Origin of the sequence: Sphingomonas sp. (assembly GCF_965200105.1) — a bacterium.
Taxonomy (GTDB): Bacteria; Pseudomonadota; Alphaproteobacteria; order Sphingomonadales; family Sphingomonadaceae; genus Solisphingomonas.
In genome coordinates this window covers 2111530-2131812 of record NZ_CBDATN010000002.1, presented here as the reverse complement: position 1 = coordinate 2131812, position 20283 = coordinate 2111530, and the positions used below count along the sequence as shown (strand labels likewise).

General features: G+C 67.6%; 19 protein-coding genes and 1 pseudogene. 10 read left to right on the top strand and 10 right to left on the bottom strand.

The genetic code is table 11. The features are described 5' to 3' along the window. Positions 1 to 8 precede the first annotated feature (8 nt). Positions 9 to 1169 (bottom strand): NADH:flavin oxidoreductase, encoded by a 1161-nt coding sequence (locus tag ACOFKX_RS11930; RefSeq protein ID WP_419827187.1) that lies wholly within the window; start codon positions 1167 to 1169, stop codon positions 9 to 11. Positions 1170 to 1331: 162 nt separating this feature from the next. On the opposite strand from ACOFKX_RS11930, the gene ACOFKX_RS11925 reads away from it, so the two are divergent. The 7 genes and pseudogenes from ACOFKX_RS11925 to ACOFKX_RS11895 all read left to right on the top strand — a co-directional run bounded on the left by ACOFKX_RS11925 (position 1332) and on the right by ACOFKX_RS11895 (position 5857). Next, a complete protein-coding gene (locus tag ACOFKX_RS11925; protein WP_419827186.1) occupies positions 1332 to 2108 on the top strand; it encodes a hypothetical protein in 777 nt (258 codons plus the stop codon). A gap of 2 nt (positions 2109 to 2110) precedes the next feature. Beyond that, the gene (locus ACOFKX_RS11920) at positions 2111 to 2824 is read left to right on the top strand and encodes a glutathione S-transferase family protein (RefSeq protein WP_419827185.1); all 714 of its coding nucleotides are present in this window, start codon (positions 2111 to 2113) and stop codon (positions 2822 to 2824) included. Between the two features lie 118 nt (positions 2825 to 2942). Beyond that, positions 2943 to 4034, top strand: coding sequence for an alcohol dehydrogenase catalytic domain-containing protein (locus tag ACOFKX_RS11915; RefSeq protein WP_419827184.1), 1092 nt, complete (start codon positions 2943 to 2945; stop codon positions 4032 to 4034). Positions 4035 to 4297: 263 nt separating this feature from the next. Next, positions 4298 to 5245 carry an SDR family NAD(P)-dependent oxidoreductase gene (locus tag ACOFKX_RS11910; protein ID WP_419827183.1) on the top strand — a complete coding sequence of 316 codons (948 nt, stop codon included), beginning with the start codon at positions 4298 to 4300 and terminating at the stop codon, positions 5243 to 5245. Next, positions 5233 to 5664, top strand: coding sequence for an alpha/beta hydrolase fold domain-containing protein (locus ACOFKX_RS11905; RefSeq protein ID WP_419827182.1), 432 nt, complete (start codon positions 5233 to 5235; stop codon positions 5662 to 5664). The genes ACOFKX_RS11910 and ACOFKX_RS11905 overlap by 13 nt, the downstream gene beginning before the upstream one ends. Beyond that, positions 5627 to 5707, top strand: a pseudogene (locus ACOFKX_RS11900) (alpha/beta hydrolase); the annotation flags it as partial. The gene ACOFKX_RS11905 and the pseudogene ACOFKX_RS11900, both read left to right, overlap by 38 nt. A gap of 3 nt (positions 5708 to 5710) precedes the next feature. Then, complete coding sequence (locus ACOFKX_RS11895) at positions 5711 to 5857, top strand: hypothetical protein (RefSeq protein WP_419827433.1); 147 nt, start codon at positions 5711 to 5713, stop codon at positions 5855 to 5857. Positions 5858 to 5881: 24 nt separating this feature from the next. On the opposite strand, the gene ACOFKX_RS11890 is transcribed toward ACOFKX_RS11895, so the two are convergent. Then, entirely contained in the window at positions 5882 to 7426 is a 1545-nt protein-coding gene (locus ACOFKX_RS11890; protein WP_419827181.1) for an aldehyde dehydrogenase, read from the bottom strand. Positions 7427 to 7665: 239 nt separating this feature from the next. Here ACOFKX_RS11890 and ACOFKX_RS11885 point away from each other — a divergent pair, with 239 nt between their 5' ends. Together ACOFKX_RS11885 and ACOFKX_RS11880 are read left to right on the top strand one after the other, a co-directional pair. Beyond that, a complete protein-coding gene (locus ACOFKX_RS11885; RefSeq protein ID WP_419827180.1) occupies positions 7666 to 9960 on the top strand; it encodes a TonB-dependent receptor in 2295 nt (764 codons plus the stop codon). 32 nt (positions 9961 to 9992) lie between these two features. Further along, positions 9993 to 10442, top strand: coding sequence for a nuclear transport factor 2 family protein (locus ACOFKX_RS11880; RefSeq protein ID WP_419827179.1), 450 nt, complete (start codon positions 9993 to 9995; stop codon positions 10440 to 10442). A 3-nt stretch (positions 10443 to 10445) separates the two neighbouring features. Here the strand turns inward: ACOFKX_RS11880 and ACOFKX_RS11875 are convergent, their stop codons facing one another. The 3 genes from ACOFKX_RS11875 to ACOFKX_RS11865 are packed head-to-tail and all read right to left on the bottom strand — an operon-like array spanning position 10446 to position 13232. Beyond that, positions 10446 to 11228 (bottom strand): glucose 1-dehydrogenase, encoded by a 783-nt coding sequence (locus tag ACOFKX_RS11875; protein WP_419827178.1) that lies wholly within the window; start codon positions 11226 to 11228, stop codon positions 10446 to 10448. 17 nt (positions 11229 to 11245) lie between these two features. After that, entirely contained in the window at positions 11246 to 12283 is a 1038-nt protein-coding gene (dmpG, locus tag ACOFKX_RS11870) for a 4-hydroxy-2-oxovalerate aldolase (protein WP_419827177.1), read from the bottom strand. Between the two features lies 1 nt (position 12284). Continuing rightward, positions 12285 to 13232, bottom strand: a complete 948-nt coding sequence (locus tag ACOFKX_RS11865; RefSeq protein ID WP_419827176.1) for an acetaldehyde dehydrogenase (acetylating) — start codon at positions 13230 to 13232, stop codon at positions 12285 to 12287. 282 nt (positions 13233 to 13514) lie between these two features. Here ACOFKX_RS11865 and ACOFKX_RS11860 point away from each other — a divergent pair, with 282 nt between their 5' ends. Further along, entirely contained in the window at positions 13515 to 14114 is a 600-nt protein-coding gene (locus ACOFKX_RS11860; protein WP_419827175.1) for a carboxymuconolactone decarboxylase family protein, read from the top strand. A 3-nt stretch (positions 14115 to 14117) separates the two neighbouring features. Here the strand turns inward: ACOFKX_RS11860 and ACOFKX_RS11855 are convergent, their stop codons facing one another. The 5 genes from ACOFKX_RS11855 to ACOFKX_RS11835 form a co-directional block, all read right to left on the bottom strand. Further along, entirely contained in the window at positions 14118 to 15038 is a 921-nt protein-coding gene (locus tag ACOFKX_RS11855; RefSeq protein ID WP_419827174.1) for an isocitrate lyase/PEP mutase family protein, read from the bottom strand. Then, entirely contained in the window at positions 15035 to 17194 is a 2160-nt protein-coding gene (locus ACOFKX_RS11850) for a molybdopterin-containing oxidoreductase family protein (RefSeq protein WP_419827173.1), read from the bottom strand. The genes ACOFKX_RS11855 and ACOFKX_RS11850 overlap by 4 nt, the downstream gene beginning before the upstream one ends. Positions 17195 to 17278: 84 nt before the next feature. Beyond that, positions 17279 to 17800 (bottom strand): hypothetical protein, encoded by a 522-nt coding sequence (locus ACOFKX_RS11845; RefSeq protein ID WP_419827172.1) that lies wholly within the window; start codon positions 17798 to 17800, stop codon positions 17279 to 17281. Continuing rightward, positions 17797 to 19086, bottom strand: a complete 1290-nt coding sequence (locus tag ACOFKX_RS11840; protein WP_419827171.1) for a 3-isopropylmalate dehydratase large subunit — start codon at positions 19084 to 19086, stop codon at positions 17797 to 17799. The genes ACOFKX_RS11845 and ACOFKX_RS11840 overlap by 4 nt, the downstream gene beginning before the upstream one ends. A gap of 311 nt (positions 19087 to 19397) precedes the next feature. Further along, complete coding sequence (locus ACOFKX_RS11835; RefSeq protein WP_419827170.1) at positions 19398 to 20252, bottom strand: alpha/beta fold hydrolase; 855 nt, start codon at positions 20250 to 20252, stop codon at positions 19398 to 19400. Positions 20253 to 20283 lie beyond the last annotated feature (31 nt).

The window sequence follows — 20283 nt, the reverse complement described above, 5'->3', positions numbered from 1 at the left end:
TCGCCGCATCATTGCAGCGTTGCCAGCGCCTCGAGCGTGTACGGTTCGAACGGTTTGCCCTCGCGCGCGCGGACCGCCCATGCGGGATCGGCAATCAGCGAGCGCCCGACGCCGACCAGATCGAACTCGCCGCGATCGAACCGGGCCATGACGCGATCTAGATTGCTCGCGGAGATGCCCTCGTCCGGCCTCATCTGTGCGTAAAGATCCTTCTCCAGTCCGATGCTGCCGACCGCCATGGTCGGCAGGCCGGTGAGTTTGCGCGTCCAGCCGGCGAGGCTGACGTCCGATCCCTCGAACGCGGGCGCATCGAACACCCGCGTGCTGGAATCGAGGATATCCACGCCCGCATCGACGAGCACGCCCAGCCACCGCTCCAGCTCCGCGGGCGTGCCCGCGACGCGCGCATCGAAGTCCTGCTGCTTCCACTGCGAGAAGCGGAACATGATCGGGAGCTCCGGCCCGACCGCCTCCCGGATGCCTCGCACCACCTCCGTGGCGAAGCGCGACCGGCCGACGATGTCGCCGCCGAAATGGTCATCGCGGCGGTTCGTCTCCGCCCAGAAGAAGGTATCGAACAGGTAGCCGTGAGCACCGTGCAACGCGATCCCGTCGAACCCGACCGACTTGGCGGCCGCGGCGCTCTTTGCGAAGGCGGCGATGACGTCGGCGATCTCGGCATCCGTCATCGGCCGGGTCGGCTCGCTCATATCGGCCAGGTAGGCCTCGGCGGACGAGGTGCGCCGACCGGGAGGCCCCCACAGGCCGGACGGGCGCATCGACGGCGCGTCCGGATAACGCCCGCTGCCCTCGCGCCGCATCACGCCCTGATGCCACAGCTGCGGGAACACCAGTCCGCCGGCTCCGTGCACCTCTTCCACCACGCGGCGCCACCCATCGAGCGCGGCTTCCCCGAACATCTCAGGCACCGCGACTTCGGCGAGGCCCGCGTCGCCGACGGCGGAGGGATGCGCGACCGCGACGCCCTCCGTCACGATCAGCGCCACGTCGTTCTCCGCACGTCGGCGATAATAGGCGGCGACATCCGGCCCCGGGACGCCGTCGGGCGAACGGTTGCGCGTCATCGGCGCCATCACGATGCGGTTCTTGAGCGTCATGTGCTCGCCGAGCCGGAGCGGCTGGAACAACGGACTGGTGTCGATGGCCATGACTGCGGTCCCGGATGGATTGTGCCATCGTTGCTAGACGGCGGCGAACGACGCCGGGAGGGAGCTTTGTTGCCTGTCGCGAGCAGCGCTTGCCCGATCCGTGCAGGCCGATGGCGCTCCGCAGCCGATGCCGATAAGGGCGGGCGGGAAGCTGGGGACCGTATGAACTACCTGACTGTGGCGGAGGCGCGTGCCCGATCGGGCCTGCGTCTCGTGCTCTCGGCGCATGTTCCCGGACCCTGGGGAGAGGCGGCCAAGGCCGTGTTCGCGGTACGCGGCGTCGCTGTGCAGCCCGTGGCACAGGAGGTGTTCGGCGACAACGATGATCTGCACGCCTGGACCGGTCATCGCAACGCGCCGATCGCAGTGCTGGACGACGAGCCGCCGGTCGCGGGCTGGCTCGACCTGCTCATGCTTGCGGAGCGCCTGGGCGAGGGCCCGTCTCTGCTACCCGACGGATCGGCCGACCGGGCGCTCGTTCTGGGACTGTCGGCGGAGATCTGCGCGCCGCACGGCTTCGGGTGGGCGCGACGGTTGCTGATGCTCGGCAGCCGCTTCGGCGGGGCGGATCCGCCGCCGGGGACGCCGGCATCGATCCTCGCAGCTTGCCGGCGCTACGGCTACGGCGCCGCGGCGGTGGCGAACGCGCCGGCAAGGATGGCCGACATCCTCCGGACGCTGACCGCCCAGCTCGATCGGCAGCGCGCCTCCTCGTCGCCCTATCTCGTCGGCGAGCGGCTTACCGCTTGCGACCTTTACTGGTCATGTTTCTCCAACATGGTCGCACCGCTGCCACCGGCCGATGCGCCGATGCCGGACGCCATACGTGACGGTTACGGTGCGCTCGATCCCGCGGTCGCGGCCGCGCTCGATCCCGCGCTGCTCGCGCACCGGGATTTCATCTACCGCCATCACATCGGCCTGCCACTGGATTTCTGAACTTGATCGAGTTCCACACTTATCCGACGCCGAACACCTGGAAGGTCGGCATCATGCTGGAGGAGTGCGCGCTGCCGTACAGCGTCCACTTGGTCGACATCACCGGCGGCGAGCAGCTCGCGCCCGCGTTCGGTGCGATCAGCCCGAACCACCGAGTGCCTGCCATCGTCGATCACGACGTGACCACCGGGCCGCGCACCATCTTCGAATCGGGCGCTATCCTGCTCCACCTCGCCGAACGGACCGGTCGTTTCCTGGCCGCGGACGGCCCCGCCCGAACGGCCGCGTTCGAGTGGCTGTTCTGGCAAGTCGGCGGCCTCGGGCCCATGGCCGGCCAAGCGCACCATTTCTTGCGCTACGCTCCGTCTGGCAACGACTACGCCGTCGAACGCTACGTCAGGGAGTGCACACGGCTCTACGGCGTGCTCGACCGGCGGCTCGCGACAGGCGAGTGGCTGGCGGGAACGGAGTACGGCATCGCGGACATGGCGACTTGGGGCTGGGTGTGGTTCCACCATATGCACGCGCAGTCGCTCGACGGGTTTCCGGCCGTCCGCCGCTGGTTCGATGCCATGGCGCAGCGCCCCGCGGTCGCGGCGGCGCGGCTGATCGGTACTGACGCGTTTGATCCCGAGCGGCGCGCGGCGCTCGGCGGTCCGGAGTATCGCGGCGACGTCCGCGACGGTGCCGCCGCGACGCTAGTGCGCGATCGGTAGCGACCGCCGCGCGTCGCACAGCTTACCGTAAGCCAAACCCGCTTTTTGCAAGGGGCAACCGCCACTTGTGCTGCCAGCCGCGGCTACTACGGTCGCCGAATCAGCGGATGGAACGGCGATGAAGAGCAAGGCGGCGATAGCGTTCGAAGTCGGCGCGCCGCTTCAGATCGAGATGATCGATGTGGATCCGCCGCAGCGGGGCGAGGTGCTGATCGAGCTGAAGGCGACCGGGCTCTGCCATTCCGACATGCACGCGATCGAAGGTCACTGGAACTTCAACTCCGGCTTTCCCGGGCTGATGGGCCACGAAGGCGCGGGCGTGGTTCTGGAGGTCGGGCCCGGCGTCACGCGGGTGAAGCCGGGCGACCATGTCGTGCCGTTCATCCCCGAGTGCGGCGACTGCGCCTGCTGCCGATCCGACCGAACGAACAATTGCGAGGCCAGCTTCGTCGACGCGGGGCTCACGAGCCGCTTCAGCTACAACGGCCGCCGCATCCATCCCTTCCTCGGCCTCGGCCTGTTTAGCCAGTATTCGGTCGTTCGCGACTTCACGCTGGTGCCGGTGCGCAAGGACGCGCCGTTCGACCGGCTCTTCTATTTCGGTTGCGGCGCGACGACGGGGCTTAGTTCGGCGCTGTTCAAGGCCGACATCCAGCCGGGATCCAGCGTCATCGTGTTCGGCTTGGGCGGCATCGGCCTGAATGTCGTCCAGGGCGCGCGCCTCGCCGGCGCGGCCATGATCATCGGGGTGGACATCAATCCGTCGCGCGAGGAGATGGCGCGCAGGATGGGCGCCACCGATTTCGTCAACCCGCGGTCGGTCGACGGCGACTTGGTCGGGCACCTCAACGAGAGGACCGGCGGCGGTGCCGACTTCACCTTCGAGGCAATCGGCAACGTGAACCTCATGCGCCAAGCCTTCGACACCGCACATTTTGCTTACGGCACCTGCACGATCATCGGCATCGCGCCCGATGCCGACCTGCTCGCGCTGTCGCCCACCGGGCTTATCACCGGCCGCCGGCTGCAGGGCGCAGCAATGGGCGGGGCGCGCGGCATGGTGCACATCCCGCAGCTCGTCGATTTGATGATGGACGGCAAACTCGACATCGACAGCCTGGTCACCGCCCACCTGCCGGTGGAGGAGATCAATGCCGGCTATGACATCCAGAAGCGCGGGGAAGGAATACGCTCCTACGTCACGTTCTGAGGAGCGTGCGGACATTTCCATGCTCTCGCGAGGACGTGCGCGCTAAAGTGCGAGTAGGTCTCTACTATGCCGGTCGGCGCCAGCCGCGGTCCGAAGCGTCGAGGAGGTCTTCGGGACAGCTTGCGGGAAAGGTGGCGATCGTCACCGGCGCGGCGACGGCATGGGTCAGGGCATCGCTCGGCGGTTTTGCGAGGAAGGGGCCGGGGTGATCGCGACCGACATCATGCGCCGGGCTCCGGGCCGGTTTCGCGGGCGGTGACAGGGTGGCCACGGTCGCGACGGACACCACCGCCGAGGATGCGGCGGATCGTCTCGTCGACACGCCGCTCGAGCGGTTCGGCCGGCTCGACATGCTCGTTAATGCGGCCGGCGTCTTCCAGCTCCTCCCGCTCGACAAGCTCGATTTCGCCGCCTGGCGCCGCATGTTGCCAATCAACCTCGAAGCTTCGCTGCGGTCGTGCGTCCGTGTCCTGCCGGCGTTGAGGGCGTGCGGCGCCGGCCGGATCGTCAACAGCGCGAGCGTCAGCGCCGCGCGGGTGCGGAGCGGTTTCGGGCCGTACACCGTGACCAAGCACGCCATCGCCGGGTTGACGATCAGCCTCGCAGTGGAGTTCGGCCGGTACGGGATCACTGCCAACAGCATGAACCCCGGCACGATCCTGACCGGGATCACGCATCCGACGACGAATCCGGAGTGGCGGCGCGATCTCGAAAGCCAAAGCGTGCTGGGCCGGGTCGGTTCGGTTCGGTGGAGATTGCCGGGGCCGCGCTCTATCTCGCAGGCCCGAACTCCGGTTCACCACCGGTCATGCGCTGGCCATCGACGGCGGCTTCCTCGTGAAGTGTTCCGAGCACCTGGCCGACGCGGGCTGAGCATGGCGCATCCGATCGATCCGGAACTCGTCGCCGCACTCGAGCAGTGCCCCACGGGCGACGTGGATGCCACGACGCTGATGGATTGGCGCTCGCTCCCGTCTCGCTCGCCCGGGCCCCTGCCACCCCCCGCGCCGGCTCTGCAACGCCGGAGGGTCCCCGGCCGGCTGGGCGAGCCCGACGTCGCACTTGTGCTGGTCGATCCCTCACCCGGCCGGACGGGTCGCGGTGCGCTCGTCTACACGCATGGCGGCGGCTACGTGATGTTTGACGCCGCCGGGATCCCGAGGCGCTGCAGCGACTGGCTATCGACCACGATATCGTTGTGGTTGCCGTAGACTATCGCTTGGCGCCCGAGTGGCGGTTTCCCGCCGCTTTGAACGACAACTACGCCGCGCTGCGCTGGCTCGCTGCGGAGGCGGATGCGCTCGGCATGGATCGACGCCGGATCGCCGTGGGCGGCGAGAGTGCCGGTGGCGGCCACGCCGCCGCGCTCGCGATCGCCGCGCGGGACGGTGGCGGGCCCGCGATCGCCCTCCAACTGCTGATTTACCCGATGCTGGAGGATCGCGTCGGAAGTGGTCACGATCCGGCCGACCATATCGGGCGTTACGTCTGGACGCGCGGGTCGAATCGGTTCGGCTGGAGCAGCTATCTGGGCCGTGCCGCCGGTGCCGCGGACACGCCCCCCGCTCGCGGCTCCCGCACGCGTCGACGATCTGTCGGGCCTGCCGCCCACGTTCATCGGTTGCGGTGAGCTTGACCTGTTCGTCGACGAGAACGTCGCCTATGCCAGGCGCCTGATGGCGGCGGGACTACCGGTGGAGCTGCTGGTCGTGCCCGGCGCGTACCACGGCTTCGATCTTGCAGCGCCGGACGCCGGCGTCACGAAGCGGTTCACCGCCGCTTGGCAGGCTGCGCTGCGCCGCGCGATCGCCGGTCCACGCTGATAGCGGACCGGCAACGCGCTGCGCTTATGCGGCCTCCTTGTCGTCGAGGATGACGGTCTTGTATTCCAGATAGTGTTCGACGCCGCGCACCCCGCCCTCGCGGCCGAGCCCGGACTGCTTGAAGCCGCCGAAGCCGATCGAGAAATCGAACTTGAGCCCGTTCTGCGCGATCGTGCCGGTGCGAACGCCGCGGGCGACGCGATAGGCCGCCTCGGCATCGTTGGTGAACACCGATCCCGCGAGGCCGTAGATCGTGTCGTTCGCAATCTCGATCGCCTCGTCCAGCGTCTCGTAGGTGATCACGCAAGCGACCGGCCCGAATATCTCCTCTCGCGATATCACGGCGGAATTATCGACGTCGACGAACAGCGTGGGCTCGACGTAGAAGCCGCGATCCAGCCCTTCCGGACGACCGCCGCCGACCGCGAGCACGCCCTCGCTCTTGCCTTTCTCGATGTAGGACATGACCTTGTCCAGGTGTCGCTTGCCCGCAGTCGGCCCCAGGTACGTGTCGGGATCGTAGGGATCACCGACCTTGAGCCCGCGCATCGCTGCGGCCATCGCCGAGACGAACTCGTCCTTGCGCGCACGCGGCACAAGTATGCGCGTCAAATTGGTGCAGAACTGTCCGGTCAGATTGGCGATCGTGTATGCGAGGTTCTGCGCGGCGGTAGCCATGTCATAGTCGTCCAGCACGATCGCCGCCGACTTCCCGCCGAGTTCCAAGGTCACTCGACCGATACGCGCGCCGACCTCCGATGCGATCTTGCGGCCGGCCGCGGTGCTGCCCGTGAAGCTTACCTTGTCGACGTCAGGGTGGAGCACCAACTCGTTCGCAACATCGGTCTCGGCGGGAAGCAGGTTGATCACGCCTGCGGGAAACCCGACCGCCTCCGCGCATTCCGCCAGGATATACGCTTCGAGCGGCGTTTCCGGCGCGGGCTTCAGGATGACGGTGCATCCGGCCAGCAGCGCCGGCGCGATCTTGACGAGCATCAGGAACAGGGGCCCGTTCCACGGCGCAATTGCGGCGACCACGCCGACCGGCTCGGCGACCAGCATTCCCTTACTGCCGGGGAAGACCGTCGGCATCTCCTTGGTCCATTGGACCTGATCGATCAGCCCCGTGTTCATACCGATGAACCCGATCCCCGCGGTCGTACCCTGCTGCGCCATCGCGAACGGCGCACCCATTTGGCGTGTCCAGCAGTGCGCCAGCTCGTGCGTCCGTTCCGTTAACGCAGCCGCCAGCGCGTCGAGCGTCGTCGCCCGCTCCTGCGGGCTCATGCGCGGCCAAGGGCCCTTGTCGAACGCCCGGCGCGCGGCCGCCACCGCCCGGTGAACATCCTCGACATCGGCAGCCACCACTGACATGAAGACCCCCTCGGTCGCCGGGTTCACGAGGTCCAGGCGTCGCGAGGACGCGGTGTCGATCCACGCGCCATCCACGAACAGCTTGTCGGGATGGGCGATGGAGATCGGCTCGTCGGCAATGGTCGTCATGACAGTCCCTTCGAAGATGCAGGGGGACATATAGTCGCCGGGCAGCCCGGCGATTATGCGGTCCATGCCGTATACCGTACTGAGCGGACGTCAGTAGTACGAGGCCGATCGATCGCAGTTAGCGAGGTTCGCTTGCGAGAATGAGCCGACCTGCCACATGCGCGGATCGACGGCCGTCAACTTAACGCTAAAAAAAGCACGATCTCGTCAGGTGTGGCCGCTGTTGCGAAGCCACCGGACGAACAATGATGGTGGCGGCAACAAGGGTCCGAAGCGGCCTGACGCTCGAACAAGGGAGGACTCGATTGACCTACGCTACGAAGTTGCTTTTGGCCGGCTGCTCCGCGACAGTCCTGTCGATCGCGACGACCGTCCGGGCCGACGCGCAGACGACGCCGTCCACCGGCGTCGGCACCAGCGACACGTCGGCGCAGTCCGCCCGCGAGGCGACGACCGCTTCCCCCGATCGCCCAGGCCAAGCCGTCCCCGTCGCCGGCCCGGCGACGAGCGCCGAGGTGGCGAGCGACGGCACCCAGCTGCAGGAGATTGTGGTCACCGCGCAGAAGCGCGCGCAGAACCTGCAGAAGGTGCCGATCGCGGTGGCCGCCGTGAGCGGGGAAGACCTGAAAACGCGGGGCATCGAGACGGTCACGGACCTCGGCACCTCGGTTTCGGGCTTGGAATTCCAGCGCGTCAACGGCATCGTGCTGCCGTTCCTCCGCGGCATCGGCAACACCGGCAACGCGGCCGGCAACGAGCCCAGCGTCGCGACCTATATCGACGGCGTCTACTTCCCGCGCGTCGTCTCGTCCTTTTTCGACCTGAAGAACCTAGAACGGGTGGAGGTGCTCAAGGGTCCGCAGGGTACCTTGTTTGGCCGCAACTCGACAGGTGGGGTCATCAACGTCATCACCCGCAATCCGTCCCAGCGGACGGCAATGTCGGCGAGCGTGAGCTACGGTCGATTCAACGCCGTGCAGGGCGACGCCTATGTCACGACCGGCCTCACCCAAAACCTTGCCATCGACCTTGCCGTCAGCGGCAAAACAAGCGATGGCTTCGGCAACGATATCGCGACCGGCCATCGCTACGGGTTCGAGGACAGCATCCTCGTGCGGTCCAAACTGCTCTGGACGCCTGCGGAGACAACCCGCATCCTGCTGTCCGGTTTCTACTCGGACTCCAAGCAGAGCCACCAGCGTGCGGCATTTCCCGGCTTCTCCAGCCGCTCCAACTTCCCGCCCGTCTACGTGCTCGATTCCAAGGACATCAGCTTCTACGACGGCACATCGAACCCCGACAACATCAACAAGTTCCGTGTCGGAGGCGGTTCGCTGCGCATCGAGCAGCAGGTCGGCTTCGCCAACCTAGCGAGCATCACTTCCTACTCGACGACAGTCGAGAGATCGAACTTCGACTTCGACTTTCTTCCGACCGAAGATGGAAACGTGATTGGCCGTGGCCCGACGAACGTCTTCTCGCAGGAGGTGCAGCTCACCAATAAGCCGGGCTCACCGTTCGATTGGATCGTCGGCACCTATTATTACCACAACAGGACCGGCTATAACGATCTCGAGTTCACCGGGCCGGCGTTCGGGCCTGGCATCCGAGCGGACTCGCGACAGAAGACAAGCTCGATCTCCGGGTTCGCGCAGGCGACCGTCGAGGTGCTGCCAAAGCTCAAGCTGACCGGCGGCATCCGCTACACGCACGACCATCTGGCCGCGCGAGGCATCTTCCAGCTGTTCAACGGCTTCGATCTCGGCGTTCCGCCACCCGGCGAGAACTCGATCGGCAAGGTGACCTTCAAGGCTGCCGCGGACTACCAATTCTCAAGCAACATCCTCGGCTATGCGTCATTCAGTCGCGGTTTCAAGTCAGGCAACTACGGCCTGCTGACCTATAACCGCGCGCAGCCGACGAGGCCTGAAGGCATTGACGCCTACGAGGTCGGCCTCAAGACCGAATTGTTCGATCGCCATGTCCGCCTGAACGGCGCTCTCTTCTACTACGACATTTCGAACCCGCAGGTGGCGCTGATCGATCTCGCGACCAATACCATCTTCTTCTCCAACGCTGGTGGTTCGAGAGTGAAGGGCGCCGAGGCCGATGCGCAGTTCGCGATCGTGCGGGGCTTAACCGCGCGGGCGAGCGCGACGTACTTGGACTCAAAGTATACCGACTATCTTGGAGCGCCATCTTCGATCCCGGATCTGGTGAACGGGGGTTCCGTGCCTATTCCCGGCGGCATCGACGCCAAGGGCAACCGCACACCTCTCGCCTCCAAGCTGACGTTCAACGTCGGAGCCGACTATACGATTGAGACGTCCGCCGGCGACGTTACGTTGACCGCTGACTGGTATCACAATAGCGGCTATTTCTTCGAACCCGACAATCTCCTCCATCAGCCGTCCTACGAACTCGTGAACGCGCAGGTGCGGTGGAAGGTCAGCAGGAACTACGCCGTACGGGTGTTCGGGCGCAACCTCGTTGGCGAGAAAATTATCGCCGGCGCCGCCAGCTATCAGGGTCCGCTCGGCTTCGCCTATGTCCCGTCGCCGCCGCGCACTTGGGGCGTCGCCTTGGACGTCGATTTCTAGGCATCGACGGGTTCGGTCGCGAAGGGGAGCATATGGCGGCATCAGCGCGGCTGGACGCGATCGAGCAGATCAGGTCGCTCAAGGCGCGCTACTTCCGCTTCGTCGATACAAAGGCGTGGGACGCGCTCGAAGGGCTTTTCATGCCGGACGCATCGGTGGTGATCGAGGAGGCGCGCGCCGACCCGTTCACCCCGCGCGAACTCGCCGATCTGCTGCGGGATAATTATGGCCGCTGCGTCACCATCCACCACGGGCACATGCCCGAAATCGATCTGGACGGCCCAGGGAGCGCGAGCGGCATCTGGGCGATGAGCGACGAGCGCTACTTCGACGCAGACGATCCGCGGGCGCCGTTCGCGTCCGCGATCGGCTCAGGCCATTATCACGAGACCTACGTCCGCACCCCGGTTGGCTGGCGGATCGCTTCGCTTCGGCTCACGCGACTTCGGCTGGTAATTGTGCCGCTGTCGCCGGGCGGCTGACCGTCAGGTCATCGCGTACCCGCCGTCGACGTGCATGGCGATGCCGGTCACGAAGGACGCGGCATCGGACAGGAGCCACAGCGCCGCCGCCGCTATCTCCTCCGGTTCGCCGACCCGGCCGTTTGGCTGGACTTCCGCTGCCCATTCATTCAGCTCGGGATTGCGCGCGAAGCTCTCCTCCATCATCTTGGTGCGCGTAACGCCCGGCAGCACCGCGTTGACGCGAATGCCGGCCCGTGCGTAATCAAGGGCGGCGGATTTGGTGAGGCCGATCACCGCGTGCTTGGTCGTCACGTAATCCGCAGCATTCGGGATCGCGAGCACGCCCGCGTTCGACGCGGTGTTGACGATCGCGCCGCCCCCGGTGCCGAGCATGGCCGCGATCTCGTGCTTGAGGCAGTAAAAGGTGCCCATGACGTTAACGGCGATCGCGCGTTCCATCGCCTCGTTCGGCATGTCGGCCAAGGCTTTGGCGACGTCGGTGTGGCTGAAGCTCGGCCGGGCGGCGTTGTTGAACGCGCCGTCGATACGCCCGAACACCTCCACCGCGGCATCCACCAGCGCGCGGACCGCCGCCTCGTCGCCGATGTCGCAGCGCGCGAACCGCGCCTCTCCTCCGGCATCGACTATCCCGGCCAACACGGCCTCACCCGCCGCCTGGTCGCGGTCCGCGAGCATCACGCGCGCGCCTGCGGCAGCGGCCATGCGGCCGGCCGCCGCGCCGATCCCGGAGCCCGCGCCGGTGACGACGATGCTCTTGCCATCCAGAGAGACCGTTCCCTCCACGTCCTATGCTCCCGGGTCTAGGCCGACTCTCGCGCCTTAATGATGTCGAGCGCGACGTCGACGATCATGTCTTCCTGGCCGCCGACCATCTTGCGCCGGCCGAGTTCAACCAGGATCGTCCGCGTGTCGATGCCGTAGGTCTCGGATGCCTTCTCCGCGTGGCGGAGGAACGAGGAGTAGACGCCGGCATAGCCGAGGCTCAGCGTCTCACGATCGACGCGGACCGGCCGATCCTGCAGCGGTCGTACCAGGTCCTCCGCAGCGTCCATCAGCGCATTGACGTCGCAGCCGTGGTGCCACCCCTTGCGGTCCACTGCGGCGACGAAGACCTCCAGTGGAGCGTTCCCGGCTCCCGCGCCCATGCCGGCCAAGCTGGCATCAATGCGCACGGCGCCTTCCTGCGCGGCGACGATCGAGTTCGCCACGCCGAGCGAGAGGTTGTGGTGCGCGTGCATGCCCCGCTGCGTCTCGGGCTTCAGCACGCGATCGTAGGCGCGCAGCCGGTCGCGCACGCCGTCCATATCCAACGCGCCGCCGGAGTCGGTCACGTAGACGCACTGCGCGCCGTACCCCTCCATGAGCAGCGCCTGCGCGGCTAGAGCATCCGGTTCGATCATGTGGCTCATCATCAGGAACCCGGACACGTCCATGCCGAGGTCGCGCGCGATGCCGATGTGCTGCCTTGAAACGTCAGCCTCGGTGCAATGGGTTGCGACCCGAACCGATCGCACGCCGATGTCGTGGGCCCGGCGCAGCTCCTCGACCGTGCCGACCCCTGGCAGGATCAGCGTCGTCAGCACGGAGCGTGTGAGCACGTCCGCCACCGCCTCCAGCCACTCCCAATCGGTGTGCGCCCCGAAGCCGTAGTTGAAGCTCGCGCCGTTCAGCCCGTCGCCGTGCGCGACCTCGATCGCGTCGACGCCGGCCGCGTCCAGCGCCGCGGCGATCGAGCGGACATGCTCGATCGCGTACATGTGGCGTATGGCGTGCATACCGTCGCGCAGCGTCACGTCCTGGATGTACAGCTTGGTCGCCGTCGCGTCGAAGCTCGCCATCTCAAGCCTCCACGACGTCGCGCGCCAGGATGCGCGCAGCGAGCAGCTCGCCGGTCGCCTTGGCGGCCGCGGTCATGATGTCGAGATTGCCCGAGTAGCTGGGCAGGTAGTCGCCCGCCCCCTCGACCTCGAGGTAGATCGAGGTCTTGATGCCGGTGAACGTCCCGCGTCCGGGGATCGTCAGCGGATTGTTGTCGCCGTATCGCTCGAACTGCACGTCCTGCTTCAGGCGATAGCCGGGGACATAGGCCTGTACCTTGGCCACCATCGCCTCGACGGAGTCGCGGATCGCGGCCTCGTCGGCGCCCTCAGACAGCGTGAAGACCGTGTCGCGCATTATCATCGGTGGCTCGGCCGGGTTGAGGATGATGATCGCCTTTCCCCGCGCGGCTCCGCCAACCTGCTCAATCGCGTTCGTCGTGGTGCGGGTGAACTCGTCGATGTTGGCGCGCGTGCCGGGGCCGGCTGACCGCGATGAGACCGAGGCGACGATCTCGGCGTAATGGACCGTCGCGACCTGGCTGACCGCGGCGACCATCGGGATCGTCGCCTGCCCGCCGCACGTCACCATGTTGACGTTCGGCTGATCGAGATGCGCCTCCATGTTGACCGGCGGGATGGTAAACGGGCCGATCGCCGCCGGCGTCAGGTCCACCACCTGTTTGCCGTCGGCGCGCAGCGCGGCATCGTGCGCCTTGTGCGCGTAGGCGGACGTCGCATCGAAGACGATGCCGATCTCCGGGTAGATCGTCATCGCGCGTAGGCCCGCAATGCCTTCGTGGGTCGTCGCGACGCCGCGCTCGCGCGCCAAGGCGAGCCCTTCGGACGCCTCGTCGATGCCGACGACTGCCACCAGTTCCATGTTCTGCGGGAACTTGACGAGCTTCATCATCAGGTCGGTGCCGATGTTGCCCGAGCCGATGATGGCCGCCTTCACCGTTCTCGGCATACACGCTCCATCAGAAGAAATCGCGCGGTGCGCCTGCCGAGCGGAAGCTCGGCATCCTCGCTGCAACCATGAGTGGCTGCGCGGACGAAGCGCAAAGTCGCCGTGCGTTGCAAAACGTGCTTTTGCTGCGGAATGTGGCCTATCCGGCGGGCTGGCTAACCCGAGCCCGCATCGCAAGCCACCACGGCCCGATTAGCGCTCGGTTCCCGTAAGCCTTCGCGCTCCACGCGCTCGTCGCCGGCATCTATGGTTCCGTTGGAAGCAGACGAGGAGGAGTCGCTGATGATCCGTGGTGTGATCCCGCCGGTGCCGATCGAGGAGATCCCGGCCGAGTACCGCCAGACGGCGGACATGATGAGCCGGCTGGTCGGCGACGCGACGACCATCCAGGTGTTCGCGCACTCGATGCCGTCGACCGACTTCTACTTCCAGACTTTCTACCGCCAGATGTTCTACAACGAGCGGCCGGGCCTGAAGGTGGACCAGCACCTCAAGCAGGTGATGCGGCTGCGCATCTCGAAGCGACACGGCTGCGCGCTGTGCAATCGCGCCAACGAGGAGGAGGTGCGCGCGCTCGGGCTGAGCGAGGCACAGGTCGATGCATTCTTCGAGGACGAGCCTTCTGCGGATCTCTTCGACGAAGCGGAGCTGGCGGTTATCGCCTTCACCGACCAGATGGTGCTAACCAACCAGGACGGGTCGCTCGACCGGCCGCTCTACGATCGGCTCCGGCGCAGCTTCAGCGACGAGCAGATCGTGGAGATGGCGATGGTCGCGGCGGTGCTGATCGGAGCCGCCAAGATGACCTTCGTGCTCGATCTCGTGCCGCGCGAGGCGGTGTGCGAATTCGCGGCGCCGACGAAGCCTTTGGTCGCCGCCTGAGCGTCAGCTCGCCAGGCTGGCGGCGTAGCGGCGCTCGGCCTCGACATATTCGTCGAGCCGCGCGGCACGCATCAGCGCGAGCGGATCGGTGTACGGGCCGGGATTGGCGTCGGCATAGCCCGTCGCCGAACCCGTCGCCGCGATCTCGGCGAACAGCGCCGCCATCGCGTTGGCGGCGGCGCCGAGCGCGTCGGCCGAATACATCATCAGCCGATATCCGGCGGCGGCGAGGTCGCGGTGCGTGTAGCCGCGCGGCGCCCCGGCGCCCATACCCATCACGGGGCCGTCGATGGCGGCGACGAGCTTGCGGTGCCATGCCATCTGCTCGTCGGGCGGTAGCGCGAACAGCGATGCGCCGTCCACGTTCATCAGCACGGGCATCGCCATGTCGGCGCCCGCGGCGAGGAACATGTTGCACCGCTCGATAAGCTCGCCGAACGATACGGTATCGGCATCGCTGCGGGCGACGATCACGAAATCGGGATCGGAGCGTGCGTCGAGCGCGGCTTTGACCCTGTCCACTGCCTCCGCGCGCGACACGACCTTGCGGCCAGCCAGCAGCGGGCAGTGTTTGGGCAGGGACTGGTCTTCGATATGGACGCCGGCGACGCCGGCGCGCTCCATCTCGCGGATCGTGCGCTGAACGTTCAGGACGCCGCCGAAGCCGGTGTCGACGTCGGCGATCACCGGGATGTCGATCGCGCCGGCGATGCGGGCGGCGTGCTGCGCGATTTCGGTCATGGTCATGAGCCCGAGATCCGGCGCGCCGAGCTGCGAAGCTTCCACGCCAAGCCCGGTCATGTGCACTGCGGAAAAGCCGGCGAGCTGGGCCAGCCGCGCCGACAGCGCGTCGAAGACGCCGGGTGCCACGACCATCTCGCCCGCCAGCAGCGTGCGGAGCCGGGCCGATTGCCGCGCGCTCATGCCGGCCCCGCCGCCGTCTTGGCGCAGCGCTCGATGCTCACTGGAAAACCGGTCTGGATCGGCATGCGGTTGATGGGCTCAATGTCCTCGTCCAGCGAGACCAGCCGCCCCGTAAACGCGCCCCGCCGCTGCTGCGGATCGTGGACGGCATCCGCCTCGCCCCAACAGTGCGCCATCGCGATCATCCCCCGGCGGACGCCCTTGTCCGCCTGCACCCGCGCGGTGAGCGCGCCGTGCCGCGACGCGACCTCGATGCGATCGCCGTTCGACAGGGCTTCGTCCGCCATGTCGTCGGGGTTCATGAAGGCCGGGTTCGTCGCCCAGCGTCGCGCGGCCGATGCGGAATCGCGGTACGCGCTGTTCATCGTCTCGAGCAGCCGCCGCGTCGCCAGCCGGTACGGACGGGCGGGATCGCGCCGGTCGGCGAGCGCCGCCGCGAGCTCTTCCGCCACATCGGCAGGGCAGAGATCGAGGCGGGTGCCGTCATCGGGCGCTGGCTCCACCCTCTGCTCGGGCAGGTCCGGTACGATCCCTCCCGGCGCCGCCTTGAGCGCGTCGAAGTCGACCGTGCTGCCGTCCAGCCACCAGCGCGCGAACCGTTCCGGATCGGGCGGGCTCTTCATGTCGAGGGCCAAGCCGGGCGGCGCATCCTCGTAGGCCATGGATAGTCCGATCCTGCGGTATTCGAGCGAGAGACTCATCCGGCGCGCGAGCGCCCAGAAGAACAGCGTCTCATCGATGACGCCCGGCGGCGGCGCCACCAGCGGCGCGGCATATTGCGCGAACGGCTTGCTGGCCCAGCTCAGCCCGTCGAAGATGTACGGCACGTCATGGCGCTCGAACGGCAGCGCCGCCGCGATCACGTAGTCGGCGAGCCTGGCGGTATCGTTGAGCCGCACGTCCACGCTGACGAGCAGGTCCAGATCGCGGAACGCGCGCAGCGTCTTCGCCGGCTGACCCAGGGCCTTGACCGGGTTGCCGCCGAGCACGATCAGCGCGCGGAGCTTGTCCGGGCCGGGCGTCAGGATCTCGTCCGGCAGCGCGCCCGTCGGGATCTCGCCGTAGATCCGGCCGGTCGGGACGCCGTGGCACTGGATGCCCGACGCCCAGGGCCGCTGCGGAGCGACCACCGCGTCCGTGAAGCGGCGCGGCATCATCACGCCGGGATTGTCGACGAGGTCGCCCGGACGTCGCAGCCCGCCGCACAGCACGTTCAGCGCGGTCGCCAGATGCATTGCGAGGTTGGACCGCGGCCCCATGCAGATGCCGGTGCCCGTGATGACGAGCGACCTGCCGCTCGTCGCGAACACGCGCACGGCCTCCTCCAGCAGGTCGCGCGGCACGCCGGCACGCTCCTCGACGTAGCCGGGCGAGTAGGGCTCCACCGCCCGCCGGAGCGCCTCGGTGCCGCCGACGTAGCGCTCGCAGAAGGCGCGATCCTCCCAGCCCCGCTCCAGCAGCAACCGCACCATGCCCGCGAACAGCGTCACGTCCTCTCCGGGCGTAAGCTGGAGGTGAATGTCGGCCATCCGCGCGGTCTCGGAGCGACGGGGATCGACGATGATCGTCTTCTGACCGCGCTTGCCCCATTCGCGCAGCCGCTTCGACGGGTTGAACGCGGGCAGCCAGTGCGACACCAGCGGGTTCGCGCCGACGATCATCAGCGCGTCGACCTCGGCCGGGTTCGGCTTGCCGGACGCGACGAAGCCCATGCGCATCATGGCGACCCATCCCGCCGACTGGTCGACCGTCGACGAGGTGAAGAAGTTGGGGCTGCCGACCTCGTGCAGCCACGCCTTGGCGAGCGGCTGGACCAGCGAGTTGAAGTAGCCGCCGGTGCCCATGTAGATGCCGACAGAACGCGGGCCGTGCTCGTCCAAGATGGCGCGGAGCCGATCGCCCGCCTCCGCGATCGCCGCAAATGCCTCGACGGCCTCGAACGAGCCGTCCGCACCGCGCCGGACGCTGTGAGCCAGTCGCCCGCCCCCGCCGCCGTGCAGCTCCGCGTTGGCCAGCGCCTTGATGCAGAAATAGCCCTCGGTAATCGGGTGGTCGCGATCCGGCTTCACGTCGAGCACCCGATCGGCCTCCACCGTGACCAGCAGACCGCAGCTATGGGTGCAGTTTCGGCAGAAGGTCTGGTGCGTCGTCGCCATGCGCTAGCTCTCCGGGTCTAGCCGCGAGGGCGTGATCGCGGCCCGCGCGACGCTCGTACGGCGGCAGCCCGGCCGTCGCACGGGTCAGGCCGCCGCCCCGGCGCCGACGCGGCGCAGCGCCCAGGGCTCGCTGCCGCCCGCCCCCAGGATATCGAGGATCAGCGGCGCCACCGGCTCGAACCGCGTGACCGCCCCGGTCGAGAGGTTCGTGGCGTCGCCAGTCGCCAGGTCGATGCTCAGTTCGTCATGCTCCGAGACAAAGGTGGAGATGCCCGACATGGCCCAGGCAGGCATTCCAAAATCGATGCAGGCCCGCTGGAACAGCCCGCCGATCCCGTCGACGAGGAAGGCCGCCACGCCAGCGGTCCGGCAGCCCATCACCGCGGCCGAGTAGTAGTGCGCGTGGCCCGCTCCGAAGCCCTCGCCGGCGACGACGATGTCGCCCGGGCGAACGCGCTCGGCGAGGCCCGGCCGCGCGTCCTCAAGGATGTGCTTCGCGCAGTCCTGCCACTGCCGGCTCATGCCCTGCTTGTCGTAGCGGGCGGGCAGCAGGTCGGTGGCGCCGACGTTGCGGTCCAGCTTCCACACGCGCCCGGTAAGGATCACGACTGGGGCTCCGGAACACGGGCCAGGTACGCGATCGGATCGGCGATGCAGCCCGCGACCGCCGACGCCGCGACGACCGCGGCGTTGCCCAGGATCACCTCGGATTGCTGGCTCCCCATGCGTCCGCGTAGCGTCTCCACCGATGTCGAGATGCAACGCTCGCCGTCGCCGAGTTTCAGGGGCGACAGGTTGCCGCTGTAGCAGCCGCCGCAACCAGGCTGCGTCACCATGGCGCCCGCGTCGAGGAAGATCTGGGTGATGCCGGCGGCAGCCGCTTCGCGCGCGGTGTCGGCCGAGATCGGGGTCATCACCAGCCGCACTCCGGGATGCACCTTGCGGCCCCTGAGCACCTCGGCCGCGAGCGCGAGGTCCGACAGCCGGCCGCTGGAGCACGAGCCGATGTTGGCGGCGTCGATCGGCTGCCCGACCACCGCACCCAGCGGGCGCACGAGCTCGATCTCGTGCGGCCCGGCGACGAGGCACTCGATAGCGGCAAGGTCGTAAGCGATCAGCTCGACATACTTGGCGTCCGGATCGGCGGCGACTGGCTCGAACGGCTCGCGTGCGCGACCATTGAGATAGTCGAGCAGGATCTCGTCGCACGGGAACATGATGGTGAGCGCGCCGATCTGCACGGCGCCGTTCGCGATTGCTAGGCGCACGTCCATCGGCAGCGTCGCGACGCCGGGGCCCGAAAACTCCAGCACCTTGCCGCTAACCCGCTCGCCAAGGTCGCGGATAAGGTGGTAGACGATGTCCTTGCCGCTGACGCCTCGCGGAAGCTCGCCCGTCAGTTCGATGCGGATCGCATCGGGCACGATCATCCAGATGTCGCCGGTGAGGACGATCGGGTCGACACCGAACAGGGCCGGTAGCGCGAAGCAGTTCGCGGCGCCCATGGTGGAACTTTGCGTGTCGGCGCCGATGCAGACCGTCCCAGGCAACGCCCAGCCTTGCTCGACCGGGATCTGGTGGGAGATGCCGTTGCGGCCGAGATCGTAGACGTTCTCCGCCGGGATGCCCTGCTCGCGGGCGAAGGCGCGAATCTTGGGATGCTCCTTCGCCGCCTGCTGCGGGAACCAGTCGGGCTGGAACATATGGTCGAAGCAGAAGATCATTCGGCTCGGGTCCCACACTCGCAGCCCCTTTTCGACGAAGCTGTCGATGAAGGTCGTGCCGTCCAGGTTGGTCATCATGCTGATTCGGGCGAGCACCGCGTCGCCCGGAACCACGCTGGGCTTTCCCGAAGCCCGGGCGAGCAGCTTGCACGTCATCGTCTGAGCCATGGTGTTCCTCCGGCCGACCGGCTTCAGCCGGTGATACCTCAATGATCCTCGCGCGGCGAACGCCCCGATCCGGATCGAACAACATAAAACGCGCTACATGCGCGCATGGCCGGCGGATCGCGCGGTCGATCCTCCGCGGCGATCGTCGCCCGCAAGGCTCCGATCGGAGGTGTTCGGTCAAGCAACTCGTCCCCGTTTCGGTCGCTACCGCCACTCCGGGCGGGAAAGGCTTCCGCGCTTGCGCGCCCGCTCGGTCGCGACGCGCATCCGATGTCGACCACCGGCCCGAAACGTCTCTGCAGAGGCGGCGATCAGGGTGCATCGCCATCGGCAAGGAAGCGGATCAGCGCTTCGTTCACGATCTCCGGCGCCTCGATCTGCGGGCAATGGCCGGTGTCGGGGACCACCACGACCTCGGCCCTCGGCATCTGGCTGGTGAGCTCCTGCCACCAGCCGCCGGGCTTAATCTTGTCCTTCTCGCCCGCGACGATCAGCGTCCGTGTCGCTATGCGACCGTACGCGATGCCGGACGGCGCGCGAGCCTGCTGCAGCTCGGCGGGCCGCCGGAAGCGGGCAGCGGCCACGGCCTCCCAGGCTCCCGGCATCAGGCTGGTCGCGCGCCGTCGCTCGACATAGGCATCGTCGCGCGACCAGGCCTCGCCATGGAACAATGCGCTGACGATCCGCCGCATCGCATCGATCGATCCGTCGTAGGAGAACAGCGCGGCGACATGCGGCGAGTCCATCAACAGCGCGCCGCCGCCCGCGATGGTCACGATGCTGCCGGGCTTGAGCAGCGGCCGCTCCGATCCGGCATCGAACAGCAGCAACATGCCGCCCATCGAGTTGCCGATGCACGGCGCGCCGACGGCGTCTACCGCCTCCACGAAGCGCGCGAGATGGCGCAGCCGCCGCATCCGCCCGTCGACGAAGTCGACCACCTTCGCCGTGCGCCCGAAGCCCAGCAGGTCGAGTGCCAGCACGCGGTAGTGCCTGGCGAGCGCGGGAATCGTCGCCTCCCAGCAAATTTCGGCCTCACCGCCGAACTCGCCGCCGTGCAGCAGGACGACCGGCGCACCCGAGCCCGCCTCCAGGAAGCTGGTCTCCAACCCGTCGACGAGGATCTCGTGTCGGCGGAAAGGCAGTGGCGGTTCGTCACGGTTCATGGCTGGTCCATTCGTTCGGGCATGTCGACAG